Source organism: Aliiroseovarius sp., assembly GCF_030148435.1.
Classification (GTDB): domain Bacteria; phylum Pseudomonadota; class Alphaproteobacteria; order Rhodobacterales; family Rhodobacteraceae; genus JASBTN01.
Genome location: NZ_JASBTN010000024.1, coordinates 35,620 through 48,694 on the forward strand (window position 1 = coordinate 35,620; position 13,075 = coordinate 48,694).

12 protein-coding genes are annotated in these 13,075 nt (G+C 63.9%); 5 read left to right on the forward strand and 7 right to left on the reverse strand.

Translation table 11 applies throughout. The annotated features are described in order from the left end of the window. The 3 genes from Q1V43_RS04235 (at nucleotide 1) to Q1V43_RS04245 (ending at nucleotide 3,899) form a co-directional block, all read left to right on the forward strand. Nucleotides 1–1,263 (forward strand): dihydrolipoamide acetyltransferase family protein, encoded by a 1,263-nt coding sequence (locus Q1V43_RS04235; RefSeq protein ID WP_300514291.1) that lies wholly within the window; start codon nucleotides 1–3, stop codon nucleotides 1,261–1,263. After that, nucleotides 1,264–2,622, forward strand: a complete 1,359-nt coding sequence (gene lpdA / locus Q1V43_RS04240; protein ID WP_300514294.1) for a dihydrolipoyl dehydrogenase — start codon at nucleotides 1,264–1,266, stop codon at nucleotides 2,620–2,622. Nucleotides 2,623–2,699: 77 nt separating this feature from the next. Beyond that, nucleotides 2,700–3,899: an anaerobic sulfatase maturase gene (locus Q1V43_RS04245; RefSeq protein ID WP_300514297.1), complete on the forward strand. Its 1,200-nt coding sequence runs from the start codon at nucleotides 2,700–2,702 to the stop codon at nucleotides 3,897–3,899. A gap of 30 nt (nucleotides 3,900–3,929) precedes the next feature. Here Q1V43_RS04245 and Q1V43_RS04250 read toward each other — a convergent pair whose 3' ends face one another. The 6 genes from Q1V43_RS04250 to Q1V43_RS04275 all read right to left on the reverse strand — a co-directional run bounded on the left by Q1V43_RS04250 (nucleotide 3,930) and on the right by Q1V43_RS04275 (nucleotide 9,542). Continuing rightward, nucleotides 3,930–4,298, reverse strand: a complete 369-nt coding sequence (locus tag Q1V43_RS04250) for a hypothetical protein (RefSeq protein WP_300514300.1) — start codon at nucleotides 4,296–4,298, stop codon at nucleotides 3,930–3,932. A 22-nt stretch (nucleotides 4,299–4,320) separates the two neighbouring features. Then, entirely contained in the window at nucleotides 4,321–4,626 is a 306-nt protein-coding gene (locus Q1V43_RS04255; protein WP_300514303.1) for a hypothetical protein, read from the reverse strand. Nucleotides 4,627–4,638: 12 nt separating this feature from the next. Next, the gene (locus Q1V43_RS04260) at nucleotides 4,639–5,052 is read right to left on the reverse strand and encodes a PH domain-containing protein (protein ID WP_300514306.1); all 414 of its coding nucleotides are present in this window, start codon (nucleotides 5,050–5,052) and stop codon (nucleotides 4,639–4,641) included. Between the two features lie 69 nt (nucleotides 5,053–5,121). Next, nucleotides 5,122–6,108 carry a hypothetical protein gene (locus Q1V43_RS04265; protein ID WP_300514308.1) on the reverse strand — a complete coding sequence of 329 codons (987 nt, stop codon included), beginning with the start codon at nucleotides 6,106–6,108 and terminating at the stop codon, nucleotides 5,122–5,124. After that, a complete protein-coding gene (locus tag Q1V43_RS04270) occupies nucleotides 6,105–8,468 on the reverse strand; it encodes a RyR domain-containing protein (RefSeq protein ID WP_300514311.1) in 2,364 nt (787 codons plus the stop codon). The genes Q1V43_RS04265 and Q1V43_RS04270 overlap by 4 nt, the downstream gene beginning before the upstream one ends. A gap of 171 nt (nucleotides 8,469–8,639) precedes the next feature. Beyond that, nucleotides 8,640–9,542 (reverse strand): LysR family transcriptional regulator, encoded by a 903-nt coding sequence (locus Q1V43_RS04275; protein ID WP_300514314.1) that lies wholly within the window; start codon nucleotides 9,540–9,542, stop codon nucleotides 8,640–8,642. A 90-nt stretch (nucleotides 9,543–9,632) separates the two neighbouring features. On the opposite strand from Q1V43_RS04275, the gene Q1V43_RS04280 reads away from it, so the two are divergent. Together Q1V43_RS04280 and Q1V43_RS04285 are read left to right on the forward strand one after the other, a co-directional pair. Next, on the forward strand, nucleotides 9,633–10,100 hold the full coding sequence (locus tag Q1V43_RS04280; protein WP_300514317.1) for a cytochrome c: 468 nt from the start codon (nucleotides 9,633–9,635) through the stop codon (nucleotides 10,098–10,100). Between the two features lie 12 nt (nucleotides 10,101–10,112). Next, a complete protein-coding gene (locus tag Q1V43_RS04285; RefSeq protein ID WP_300514321.1) occupies nucleotides 10,113–11,003 on the forward strand; it encodes a c-type cytochrome in 891 nt (296 codons plus the stop codon). Between the two features lie 65 nt (nucleotides 11,004–11,068). Here Q1V43_RS04285 and Q1V43_RS04290 read toward each other — a convergent pair whose 3' ends face one another. Further along, entirely contained in the window at nucleotides 11,069–13,075 is a 2,007-nt protein-coding gene (locus Q1V43_RS04290; RefSeq protein WP_300514324.1) for a hydantoinase/oxoprolinase family protein, read from the reverse strand.

Here is a 13,075-nt window from a genome sequence, read left to right on the forward strand (position 1 = left end):
ATGGGCATTCACGCAATCCGCCTGCCCGACATCGGCGAGGGCATCACCGAAGCCGAACTGACCGAATGGACGGTCAAGCCCGGCGACATCGTCAAAGAAGACGACGTTCTGGCCATCGTGATGACCGACAAGGCCGCGGTCGAAGTGCCGTCGTCGGTTGACGGAAAGGTCATCGAACTGGGAGGCGAAATCGGCACTTTGATGGCGGTCGGTGCGGTGCTGATCCGCATCGAAGTCGAGGGTGAGGGCAATGAGGCGCAAGCCCCCGTCGACACACCCGCCCCCAAGACCGCAGCGGAGCCGGAGGCCGAGCTTGCCCCGCCCGTTGCCCCTGCCCCGGGGCCGGTCGCCCCATCGGATCCCACCCCCGTACCCGTTGCGCGGACCCTGGGCAGCAAGCCGCTGGCCGCGCCCTCGGTCCGGGCCCGGGCCCGCGAAGAGGGGATCGATCTGCGTCAGGTCCCCGGCTCCGGCCCCGCCGGAAGGATCAGCCACACGGATCTGGATCACTGGGTTGCTTCCGGTGGCATCCAGCAGGGCGGCGTCACCCGCGCAGCCAATACCGGCATCGAGGAAATCCGCGTCATCGGGATGCGCCGCAAGATCGCAGAAAAGATGCAGCTGTCCAAACGCCAGATCCCGCATATCACCATCGTCGAAGAGGTCGAGATGGAGGCGTTGGAGTCTCTGCGCGCCGCGCTGAACGCCAAACACATGGGCGAGCGCCCCAAGCTGACGCTCCTGCCATTTCTGATGCGGGCAATCGTCGAGGCAGTGCGGGAACAGCCCGGGCTGAACGCGCGCTATGACGACGAAGCCGGCGTGATCCACCGCCATGGCGGGGTGCATGTCGGCATCGCCACCCAAACCCCGAACGGCTTGAACGTCCCGGTGGTCCGCCACGCCGAAGCGGGCAGCCTTTGGGACAATGCCGCCGAACTCTCCCGTCTGGCCGAAGCCGCGCGGGAAGGCACGATCCGGATAGACGAACTGCAAGGTGGCACGATCACGATCACCTCTCTGGGGCCGCTCGGGGCCCTGGCCACCACGCCGATCATCAACCACCCGCAGGTGGCCATAGTTGGCGTCAACAAGATGCAGGTGCGCCCGGTCTGGGATGGACAGCAGTTCCGGCCACGCAAGATGATGAACATCTCCTGTTCCTTTGACCACCGGGTGATCGATGGCTGGGACGCGGCGGTGTTCGTGCAGAAACTGAAAACCCTGCTGGAGTCACCGGCCATGCTGTTTGTGGAGGACTAAATGACCGATCTGACCTGCAAGTTGCTGATTATCGGTGCCGGTCCCGGCGGCTATGTCTGCGCCATTCGCGCGGGCCAATTGGGCATAGACACCATCGTGGTGGACGAGGCCGCGCCCGGCGGCACGTGCCTGAATATCGGCTGCATCCCCTCCAAGGCGCTGATCCATGCCGCCGAGGAATTCCACCGCATCGCCACCGTCGCCGATGGACCGCTGGGCATTTCCGCGGCGCAGCCCAGCCTCGACCTGGCCAAAACCGTTGCGTGGAAAGACGGTATCGTCACCCGTCTGACAGGCGGTGTCGCAGGCCTGATGAAACGGGCGGGCGCGCGCTTCGTCGAAGGGCGCGCGCGGTTTATCGACGGCAAGACCATCTCGGTTTCGAAGGGTGAGGAAGTGCTGGAAATCCGCGCCGAACATGTGGTGATCGCCTCGGGTTCGGCGCCGGTGGAGCTGCCCTTCCTGCCCTTTGGCGGCGATATCCTGTCCTCGACCGAGGCGCTATCGCTGACCGAGCTGCCGAAAAGCCTCGCCGTCATCGGCGGTGGCTACATCGGATTGGAGCTGGGCACGGCATTTGCCAAGATGGGAAGCAAGGTGACTGTCGTCGAGGCGACCGATCGCATCCTGCCGACCTACGACAAGGCCTTGACTACACCGGTCGCCGACCACCTGTCGACACTTGGCGTAACGGTCATGACCGATACGACGGCGCAGGGTTTCGAGGCAGGCCGTCTTGCAACCGACAAGGGGCGTATCGACGCCGAAAAGGTGCTGGTCACGGTTGGCCGCCGCCCCCGCACCCATGGCATCGGTGTCGAGGAACTGGCCCTGACCCTGGACGGGCCGTTCATCCGCATAGATCACACCTGCCAGACCTCGATGCGCGGCATCTATGCAATCGGCGATGTGACCGGAGACCCGATGCTGGCCCATCGCGCCATGGCGCAGGGTGAGCTGGTGGCCGAACATGTCGCGGGTCACGCGGTCGAATGGGACAAGCGTGCCATACCGGCGGTCTGTTTCACGGACCCTGAAATCGTCACCTGCGGAGCCCTTCCCGGTGAGGTCGAAGGGACCAAGGCAAGCGACTTTCCTTTCCTGGCCAATGGCCGTGCCATGACCTGCGCGCGCGAAGATGGGTTTGTTCGCGTGGTTTACCGGGAAAGCGACCGGGCCGTTGTCGGGCTGCAAGCGGTCGGGGCCGGCGTTTCGGAACTCTCCGCCGCCTTCTCGCTGGCAATTGAAATGGGCGCCTGCCTGGACGATATCGGCGCGACCATCCATGCCCATCCAACCCAGTCGGAAGCCTTGCAGGAGGCCTGCCTCAGAGCGCTGGGGCATGCGCTCCATATCTAGGCCAGGGCCATCCGGGGCAATTGCATTCCGCGTCGAAACCGGGGCAGAAAGGGGGCAGCACCACCCGGAGACCCCCCATGCAGCCGCAGCCTTTCAACATCATGACCAAACCCATCGGGCCGCGCTGCAATATCGACTGCACCTATTGCTACTACCTTGAAAAGGAAAAGCTCTACCCGTCCGAGAAGAAGTTCCGCATGTCGGATGAGGTGCTTGAAAGCTACATTCGCCAGACAATCGATGCGTCGATCGAGGCCGGGATGCCCGAGGTGAATTTTGCCTGGCAAGGGGGCGAGCCGACCATGTTGGGCGTCGACTATTTCCGCAAGATCGTGTCCTTGCAAACGCAGATGGCACCGGCAGGTACGCGGGTGACAAACGCCTTTCAGACCAACGGGATCCTGCTGGATGATAACTGGGGGGCCTTTTTGGCCGACAACGGGTTCCTGGTCGGGATCAGCATCGATGGCCCCAAGGCGGTTCACGACCGCTATCGCATTGATCGGGCCGGGCGCCCGACCTTTGACGCGGTGATGCGCGGGCTGGAGGTGTTGAAACGCCACGACGTGGAGCATAACGCCCTGACCACGGTTCACCGCGCCAATGGCGGCAAGGGGCGCGAGGTCTACAGGTTCCTCAAACAGCAGGGATTCGAGTTCATCCAGTTCATCCCGATTGCCGAACGCAGCGGCATTGATGGCTTGGCCGGGGCGCCACAGGTGGACATGGCCCCGGGCAATTCGGTCACGGAATGGAGCGTCGCCCCACGCGCCTATGGCAAGTTTCTGTGCGATGTGTTCGACGCCTGGTTCAAATCGGACATCGGCCGCGTTTTCGTGCAGCATTTCGACGTGCAGGTTGCCCTGTGGATGGGGCGCCCGTCACCGCTGTGCGTGTTCGCCGAGACCTGCGGAATGGGGCTCGCGCTGGAACATGACGGCAGCCTTTACAGCTGCGACCACTACGTATACCCGGAATACCGCCTTGGAAACATTACCGAAACCCCGCTGCGCGAGATGCTATGGACGGATCGGCAAGCCGAGTTCGGCCAAGACAAGCTGACCGGCCTGACCGCACAGTGCCAAGCCTGCCAGTTCCGGTTCGCCTGCAACGGGGGCTGCCCGAAACACCGCTTCGCCAAGGCGCGTGACGGCGAGGCCGGGCACAATTACTTCTGCGAAAGCTACACGATGTTCTTCCATCACGCCGGTGCGCGTGTGCGCGAAATGGCCCGGCTGGTGGCACAGGGACGCCCCGCAACCGACGCCATGCGCTGACCTGCCGCGCACGTGCCGGAAACAGGCGCGTCAGCGCCGCGCGAAGGCCCGGATGATGCCGTAGATTATCAGACCGAAGACGAGGTAGAGCAGAACGGCAAGCGGCTCAAACGGGTCGATCGGGCCCATGTTCGGTTCCAGGAAATTGACGATCACGAAGCCGGCAGCCGCGAACCCGGCGGCCAGGGAGACGATCATCGTCAAAAGCTTGGCGAATACGGACCCGCCCCTGGGCTTGTCGTCGGACTGGCCGGTTTCGATGCGAATGTCCTCGTCATTGTTGACGATGACGATCCGGGTGCCCTCGTCGTCACGCTTGCGGCGACGGCGTGCACCATTTCCGAAAATCCCCAGAACGGCGACCGCGACGACCATGATGACGATGACTTCGATGGACATGTTTCGTGCCTTTCAGAAAACCTCAGAAAACCCAGGCGATCAGCACCCAGATCAGGAGGAAGAAGACGAAGAAGGCCGGCAGGGTGAACTGGATCTCTCCGATCAGCCCGTCACCGGCGGTGAGCATCAGCACGACGATCACCACCAGCGTCACCAGGAATGCCGAGATCGCCGCCCCCTTCAGCCCCACCCCGGGCGCCAGGGCGGCGGATACGGACGGGGCAACAAAGACCAGAAGGACCACCACCAGCGCTACGACGACGATCGCAATGATCAGGAACAGCCGGGTCGTTGACTTGCGCTCTTCCAGGTCTCTGTTCGATGGCATGGCGATTGGCTCCTACCCGTCAACGATTTCGCGGATGAGATGCGGATCCGGCATGCCCGCAACGCGGATTTCCGGCTGGTCGCCAGCCGAATAGAACGCGACCTCCGCCACCCCCAGAATCCTCTGAAGAAAGCTCTGGTCGATGCGAATGGACCGGATCGAGGCGAGGCTCATTTCGGTACGGTCCTTCGCCAGCAAACCGTTTACATAGCGCACTTCGTTATCCGTGATCGTCAGGCGGTGTGCCTTTGACAGGACAAAAAGAACGAGCCACCCGAGGATGAGCAAAGCCAGAACCAGCAGGATCAGCTGCGGGGCCTGCCCCGACAGGATCAGCGCCAGCGCGACCGCTATGACGCTGATCACGAAGACCGCGGGATTGTTGCGCAGCACCGGCGGATTCGCGTCATACCTGACCGATTGCATCGTGCGATTACCCCCATTGCTTCCCTGATCGAATGCTACCCGATTTCGTGCGGGTTTCAAAACTCCGCGTCAGAATGGCCACCAGTCGGGCTCGACAATCCAGAACGGGCCTTCCTGGTTGTCAAAGCCCAACATGCCATTGGCCCAGTAAACGTAGCCGAAAAGCCCGACAACAGCAGCGACGATCAGGATGAGAAACAGGTAGAAACGCAAGATCTTGAAGTAAATCAGCGTGACGGACCGACGCGGCCGTTCCACATTCACTCCCAGATCGCCGTAGATTTCCGACAGGGCCACTGCGCTCTGAGCGGCCGTATCGGACGCGGCCAGCCCGGCCCCCACGGCACGGGTGGTCTTCTTGGGAAGGGGTTTGAAATACGGATTCCACTGATTGTCGAAGAACAGAAAACCGACCACCCCCGGGGAGGCGTAGCGCGCCAGGCGGCCCGTCGGCATCGGTGGCAGGTTGAGATCGGCGTTCTCTTGGGCAAGGGCACGAAACCGCTCCCAGGCCTCCGGATCATTGGGCACCATGATCGTCAGGCGGCTGGGGTGCAGGCGGTCACGCACCTGGCGGAGCTCCCAGCCCAGCCCGGGTGTATCGCCACCATAGATCAGGACCAGCCGGGCTTGCCCCAGCAGATCCAGAACGCATTCATGCCAGTTGTCGTCCTCGAGATAGAGCCGCGCCGCGCCAAGCGGAGGCAGCCGTTCGCCTGGCTGACCGATTGCGACAAGCGGTCCGGTGGGGGCGAACATGTCGGCAAATCCCCGTTCCTCGTCGAAAACCGCGGCCTCGTTGGTAAAAGACCTCAGATAGAGGATCGGCGGGCGGGGGTCGTTGGCCATGACCTCCTGGGCCAGAGGCTGCAGATGCCGGCTGCCCCAGCCCCAGAACCAGAACGCCAGCAAGGCCCCAAGGAGCAGAGCGGCCCGCCCCGCGTTGTCGCTGTTCGGGTAGAATTCCTGGGCGGCCACGAAGATCGCGAAACCCGATACGATCCCGACCACACGCAGGAAATACCCGAAGGCTCTGCTTTGTCGCGGTTGCGTCACGTGGCCCTCCCCGCTTCCCGAGTGTTTTGCGAAATCGTCCTGTTGCGCTCGAAGGGCAGGACATGCGCCTGCGCGCGCACAGCGCCGGTCCCGGCCCAGCGGTATTCTTGCGGGACCGATCCGCGCCTGGCCCATGCGGCGACATCGCCTGTTCCGCCCGGCCCGGCAGCAGGCGCACCGTCCCAGACAAGGACAATGTGGTCACAATGCTGCAAAAGCCACGCCCCCAGCGCCGAGAACTGTCGCTGACGTCCTGTTTCTGTCTGGTTGGCGGGATCGAGAAGCGGCAGCTCAAAGACCTGTTCGGCCTCGTTCAACAACTCGTGAAACTCTTTCAGAGAGTTTCGCCGAGCAGGGTCCGCGGCTGCATTGGCTGGCGGAAGGAAATCCGCGCGGTAGATATCGAGCGCAAAGGGCAGCGGCACGATCAAACGCGCGCCCAGGCGCGACATGGACCGTTGCGCCACCACCCTGTCCGCCCCTTCCGCAAGCGGCGAGACCAGTTCGAACACATGTCCCGGGTGGGTGCGGCGGATCTCGTCCAGCGTGGCGTCAATCTTCGAGACCAGCGCCCGGTTCTTCAGCGAAATCCCCGTGTCGCGATGACCGGAAACGCCCAGCCGTGTCACCCGGGCGATCCGCTTGCCCACGCTTTCCACCAGCGCCGGGATTGCCCGGACAAGCGCCATGTCATAGGCCCGGACGGCCTCGGGAAGATCCTGCCATGGCAGAAGGTCCGGGTGGAGCTTGCGTTGATCGTCGCGTGATTCGTCAGGCTGCCACCCCAGGACCAGACGTTCGGCCACCCAGCGATCGTGCTCTGCCCGGGCCATCAGCGCGAACTCGTCCTCCGAAAGCTCCGCAGGCGCATGCGCGGCATTTTCGGACAGGGTGCAGCCGATCAGGTCCAGCTTGGCGCTGATGTGATCGACAAAGGACCTGTTGGAATAGCGGTACTGTTCACCAAGGTCGGCCCAGGGCCGGGCAGCAGGCTTTGACATGGTATCCGGCGAACCGGATCGGGACGCCTCGGCGACATAGGTCTGATGGTTGATGCGCGCCATCCTGTCCTGTTGCTGAGCGACAACCTGGTGCCAGCCAAGCACATTGGGGGAGACGCCGAATGCGGTCACGAGGGTAGATGGATAGGGCCGCGCCGACCCGGCCGTTTCGCTCCATGTCCACCCCATCATCTGCGGGGAGCAGAAGATGGGGGCACAGCCGCCGGGGCGTGACCTGGTGGCCTCGCGCAGCCGCAGGACGAAATCCACGGCCACCCAGTCGTCCTCCATGCAAACGACATATTGGCTGAACGGTTCCGCGCCCGCCACAAGGGTATCCGCGAACGCCGTCTCACCGCGAAAATCGGCAGGGACATGGCCAATCTCGCAAACGGATGCCAGCCGTTCGGCAATCGGAGCAACCCAGGCGGCGTTTTCACAAATCACCGAGATCGCGGGGATCGGTCCGTCGACGGTTTGCGCGTGAATGGCGATCTGATGAATGATCTCCCTTGCAAGAGGCCCCTCCCCGAACAGGGCGATATTGGGCCGATGGCGTCCAAGCCATTTCGCATATCGCCAAGGCGGAAAGCGCAGCACAAACTGCCGCGCGGCCGCCTCTTCCGGGCTGTAGAATTCGATCTTCGGGGCGGGATCTACCGCCAGGGACTGATCTTCGATGACCTGATCGCGAAAGTGCGACGCATTGGCATGGCAAATGATCCGCGGCTGTTTCGCCGTGGCGGAAACGTCCGCTCCGATCTGCGCGGAGATCAGACGCGAGATCGCGATATTCTCGTGATCCCCGCCACAGAACACAATGATTTCCGACGCTCTGGCTGCGCCGGCCTGCCGCAGGGGTTCCGCTGCCCCGGCGTCTCCACCAACGAAGAAAAACCGTCGTGGCCGCGGCACGAACACCCGCGCCATGGTTTCGCCCCGGTCAATCGCAACCACCCGCTTGCCCTGCGCCAGGCTGTCACGGATCAGCGCCTGGCCGCGCGCGCCCATGCCGACCACCACGGTGTGCCCCCTGACCAGACGGCGATGAAAGAAGCGGCTGGCAGCGTCGGCAAGATCACTCCAAACGAGCTGAAGGAACGCAAATATCGTGACAACCGGCGCAAGGAATGCCGCGCTCAACAACGCCCAATGCGCAGAGCCCGGACCACCGGGCAGTTGTTCCAACACGCGCCCCTCGACCACGAACAGCTGAACCACGCCGTAAAGGTCATCCACGAATTCCCTGTCGCCGATGAAGTCGGTCCAGCTGCGCGCGCCTTTCAGCCCGAACAGAGCCATGCCGCTGACAAAGCAGAACAGCAGGATAAGCCATAGCCAGACCGGAAATCTCCGCATCGCCCCTCCCCGCAGGTCCGAACCCTTCGGCCCTATAGCCGATAAACTCACATTATCAGCTTCCTGGCGGACGGTTGAAAATTTTTCCCGGACGGAAACGGGGCGGACCGGTGGGCCGGCTTGAAGCGAAATCGGGACGGCGGTACGCCGGTTGGAAAGGCGATCTCCGGTTCACCGATTGTCCGGCGACCCATTCCCCCGGGAGGGCTCGGAGGACCGACGCTGTTTCAGCCGCTCGAACGCGGATTGCATTTCCTCGGCGATGAAGTTCTGAACCATCTGGATGCGGACATTTCGGCCAACCTCTTCCTGGATGGCGCTCCAGATCGGAACCGAAAGCGCTGGCACGTCTTCGCGAACGCTCTGAATTCGACTGTCCGGGTCTCCCAGGAACCTTGGCAGGAAGGCCCTTCCCAACCCGGCGGCAACCATCTCGCGGACCACAAGAAAACTGTCGGCTTCACAGAGAATACGGCTGTTCGGTATGTTTCTGCCCATCCATTTGGCCGCTGCCGACCGGGTCAGGCCGGCACCAAGACCTATCCACACCTCGGTCCGGGGATCGGCGGTATAGACGCCGAATTCCAGGTCCCCCGCGAAAACGCCAAGCATCCCCTCTTCCAGGCGTGGCGTCGGCCGGATCGCGACATCCGCCGCCAACCGGGACAGGTCATGGTGGGTATTCGCGCTCAACAGGCGGAGTGACAGTTCGGGATAGGTTGCCCGGATTGTCTTCAGAATCGGCGGCAGCACGACCTGAGAAATACTGTCCGTGGACGTAATACGCACCGTTCCCGACAGGGTCTCGTCAGAGCCAAGCACGGCACGATCCACGGAATACACCGCGTCCTCGACATTGCGCGCGGCCAGCAGGATCGCTTCCGCTTCGGGCAGGACGCTATAGCCGGACTGCGACTTGCGAAACACGGGCCGCCCGCAGCGCTGTTCGAAAGCCGCGACACGGCGCATCACCGTCGCATGGGTGACGCCCAGCCGACGCGCGGTCGCGTTCAGCGATCCCTCGTCCGCGACCGCCAGTACGAACTTGATATCATCCCAGTTGCTCTTGTTCATTTTTTAACAGATATCCAAAATTTTCTGCCAGTTGAACGAAAAATTGGGCGTGCTAGGCTCGGCTGCAGTTTTCGTACCAAGGAGTTCTTCATGAAAACCTCTGCCATCCTGTCCGCCGTGAGCCTCGCCGCAACCCTTGTCGCCGGGACCGCTTTTGCCGACGACAGCCGCCACGCGGCCGTAAAGGCCCGCACGGCCATCATGGGGCTCTATGCCAACAACCTTGGCCAGCTCGGCGCCATGGCGAAGGGCGAAGCCGACTACAATGCCGAAGCCGCAACCAAGGCCGCCAACAACCTGGCGCTTCTGGTGCAGCTCGACCAGTCCACCCTGTGGCCACAGGGCTCTGACAACGGCGCCATGGACGGAACACGCGCCCTGCCCGACCTGTGGCAGAATTTCCCCGACGTGATGGCGAAGGGCGAAGCCCTTGGCAAAGCCGTGACCACGATGCAGGGCGCGGCGGGCACCGATCTGGCCTCGCTTCAGGCGGCCATGGGCGGACTCGGCGGAGCATGCAGCGCCTGCCACAAGGCCTACCGCGCGCCCGAGAACTGATCCGGTCCGGTCATGCGTAGATTTTTAGGGGTGGTCCTGATTGCCGGGGCCATCTCCGCAATCACCGGATGGGTTCTCACCGCCCCGGTATCCCTGGATAAAACGGCCCTTGCCGGAATTACGCCCGACCCCGAACGAGGGCGTGCAGTGTTCTTTGCCGGGGGCTGTGCCGCGTGCCATTCCGCCCCCGAAGCCAGCGGAGAGGACAGGCTGCTCCTGGGTGGCGGACGCGGTTTCGCCACGGATTTCGGCACGTTCTATGCGCCCAACATCTCCCCCCACCCGGAAGCGGGGATCGGCCAATGGTCCGTTCTGGAGCTGGCCAATGCGCTGTTGTACGGCACCAGCCCGAACGGGCAGCATTATTATCCCGCCTTTCCCTACACATCCTATGCGCAGATGACGCTTGAAGACGCGGTTTCGCTGCATGCCTTCCTGGGCACCCTGCCCCTGGTCGATACACCGAACCGACCGCATGACGTCAGTTTTCCCTTCAACATCCGGCGCACGCTGGGGGGGTGGAAGCTGCTGTTCAACCGGGGGGGATGGGTCGTGGAAGGCGAACTGACCGAACAGCAGGCGCGCGGGCGCTACCTGGTCGAGGGGCTTGGACATTGCGGTGAGTGCCACACCGCGCGCAACCTGTTGGGAGGGGTCCGTCTTGGCGCCTGGCTGGCCGGTGCACCAAACCCCAATGGCAAAGGGCGCATTCCGGATATCACCGCTGCCGGGCTCGACTGGTCCGAGAGCGACATCGCCGAGTATCTCAAATCCGGCTTCACCCCCGAATTCGATACCGCAGGCGGCGAAATGACCGATGTGATCGAGAACACAAGCCAACTGACCGATGAGGACCGCGCGGCCATTGCAGCCTATCTGAAACGCGTGCCCGGGCTGCCCTGACAAGGCCGCAATACCGGCTGCCCTGTAACGGAGCTGCCGACGTGTGCCGACCGCGGCCGGTGGGCTCAATGCGCGATGCGTGGACGCCCGGCGGCTTCGACATCGACGCGCGCGTCGATGAACATTTCCGCGCCCTCGATCTCTGTCAGTCGCACATCGCGGTCGGCGCGGACGCGGATGCCTTCGGCTCCGGCAGCGCGCGCCTCGAGCTCGGCCTGGCCGCGCAGCGCCGTTTCCAACCTGTCCAGCGCCGGATCAAGCGCCGGGAAATCCTCGGGGCCCTCCTCCAGATGCACCCGGTAAACACCGTTCGAAGGGCTTGTGACCGTGCCCGAATGGCGGATCGTGACCCGCCCCACCACGGCCCCGATCGCATTGGCGACACCGGCATGTTCGGGCAGTTTCATCGGGCAGTGCAGCCTCTCCCCAATCGCCGGGTAATAGGTCGGAGCCGATGCGCCCAGGCCGATCACCGCCAGGTCAAGCCCGGCGTCCAGGCGCATCAGGCCGCGATGCCCGGCAAGCCCCTGCCAGGTCAGAACATGACGGGCAAGCTCCTCGGGGGGCAGGCCGAACCGGTCCTCTGGCTCGGCGGCAAAGGCGGCTTCCAGCAGGGCGACGGCGGTCTGCTTGGTCAGCTGGTCGATCACCTTGCGCGCCATTTCACTGGCACCTGTCGCCAGGAGATGCCCGGATCCCGTACGCTGGTTTGCAAACAATTCCAAGGCCTTGCGCGCAGCTTCGGCGTCCCAACTGTCGCTAAGCCCCAATGCATGCGCCGCGTCCGAGGGCGTTACCCCCGAGACCTGGACCAGCCCGCGGTCCACCAGCCGCGCCAGGGCCAGACGGTCCAGCCGCGTGGTCAACACCGCGCCAAGCGGACGCAGATCGCCTCCGATGCGCTCCAACAGCGCCAGGTCCCGCCCACTGACCCCATGGCGCGCCAGACCCGGCACCGCCTGCACGAAACGTGCATGGTTCTCGTCCCAGATGCCGGTGCGCAACTGATGGTCCAGCACGTCATGCACGACTTCGCGCGCCTGGGCCGCAACCAGAGACACCGGCAGCACCCGGCGCGGACCAAGGCGAATGCTGCCCTCCAGCCCGGCGGCCTCGAAATGCAGCTCGCTGTCGCCGCCCAGACCCGTGGTGCGCATTGCCACGGCCTCGACCATGGTGCGGAACGGGCCGACCCGGGCACCGTCGGGATCAATCGCTGGCCGCCCGTCGCGCAGCACGGCCACATCGGTCGTGGTGCCACCGATATCGCTGACCAGCGCATCGCTCGCCCCGGTCATCCAGCGCGCCCCGACGATCGAGGCCGCCGGGCCGCTCAGGATGGTTTCGATCGGCCGCTCCAGCGCGAAGTCGGCCGAGATCAGCGCACCATCCCCGCGCACCACCATCAGGGGCGCATGCACACCGAGCTCCCCCAGACGGGTTTGCGCGCGTGTGATCAGACGGTTGATCATGCCGATGAGCCGCGCGTTCAGGATCGCCGTGATCGCCCGCTTCGGCCCGTTCAGCTTGGCCGACAGGTGATGCGAGGCACTGACCGGGCGGGCGGTGGCCCGGTGAATGATCTCGGCCACGCGGCGTTCATGTGCGGCGTTGCGGGTGGCGAATTGCGCGGCGACGGCGAAACCCGAGACCTCGCCGCCATGGGCATTGAGCCATGTGCGCAGGCTGTCTTCGTCCAGCGGGTGTTTCTGTTGTCCGGCGTGATCATGACCGCCCGCAATGCAGAGCACCGGATCCCCCGCCATCGCCTCGTCCAGCCCGTGTTTCGCCAGGTCTGCTTCGGAAAAGCCCACCAGCACCAGCGCGACGCGCTCCCCCTGCCCCTCGATCAGCGCGTTGGTCGCAAGCGTGGTGGAGAGCGACGCAAGCGTGACCTCCCCGGGATCGACCATTGCCTCTTCCAGAACCGCCTCGACCGCGCGACCGATGCCCAGCGCCAGATCCTGGCGGGTCGTCAGGGATTTGGCGGAGGCGATCACAACCTCCTCGTCACGGATCAGCACCGCATCCGTATAGGTCCCGCCGGTATCCACCCCAAGCGAAAGCGTCAT

Excerpts from the sequence above, each read along its gene's own strand:
- Q1V43_RS04270 (WP_300514311.1), bottom strand. The coding sequence starts at position 8,468 with ATGCGGAGATTTCCGGTCTGGCTATGGCTTATCCTGCTGTTCTGCTTT.
- Q1V43_RS04280 (WP_300514317.1), top strand. The coding sequence starts at position 9,633 with ATGAAAACCTCTGCCATCCTGTCCGCCGTGAGCCTCGCCGCAACCCTT.
- Q1V43_RS04285 (WP_300514321.1), top strand. The coding sequence starts at position 10,113 with ATGCGTAGATTTTTAGGGGTGGTCCTGATTGCCGGGGCCATCTCCGCA.
- Q1V43_RS04235 (WP_300514291.1), top strand. The coding sequence starts at position 1 with ATGGGCATTCACGCAATCCGCCTGCCCGACATCGGCGAGGGCATCACC.
- Q1V43_RS04275 (WP_300514314.1), bottom strand. The coding sequence starts at position 9,542 with ATGAACAAGAGCAACTGGGATGATATCAAGTTCGTACTGGCGGTCGCG.
- Q1V43_RS04260 (WP_300514306.1), bottom strand. The coding sequence starts at position 5,052 with ATGCAATCGGTCAGGTATGACGCGAATCCGCCGGTGCTGCGCAACAAT.
- Q1V43_RS04245 (WP_300514297.1), top strand. The coding sequence starts at position 2,700 with ATGCAGCCGCAGCCTTTCAACATCATGACCAAACCCATCGGGCCGCGC.
- Q1V43_RS04290 (WP_300514324.1), bottom strand. The coding sequence starts at position 13,075 with ATGACGCTTTCGCTTGGGGTGGATACCGGCGGGACCTATACGGATGCG.
- Q1V43_RS04250 (WP_300514300.1), bottom strand. The coding sequence starts at position 4,298 with ATGTCCATCGAAGTCATCGTCATCATGGTCGTCGCGGTCGCCGTTCTG.
- lpdA (WP_300514294.1), top strand. The coding sequence starts at position 1,264 with ATGACCGATCTGACCTGCAAGTTGCTGATTATCGGTGCCGGTCCCGGC.
- Q1V43_RS04255 (WP_300514303.1), bottom strand. The coding sequence starts at position 4,626 with ATGCCATCGAACAGAGACCTGGAAGAGCGCAAGTCAACGACCCGGCTG.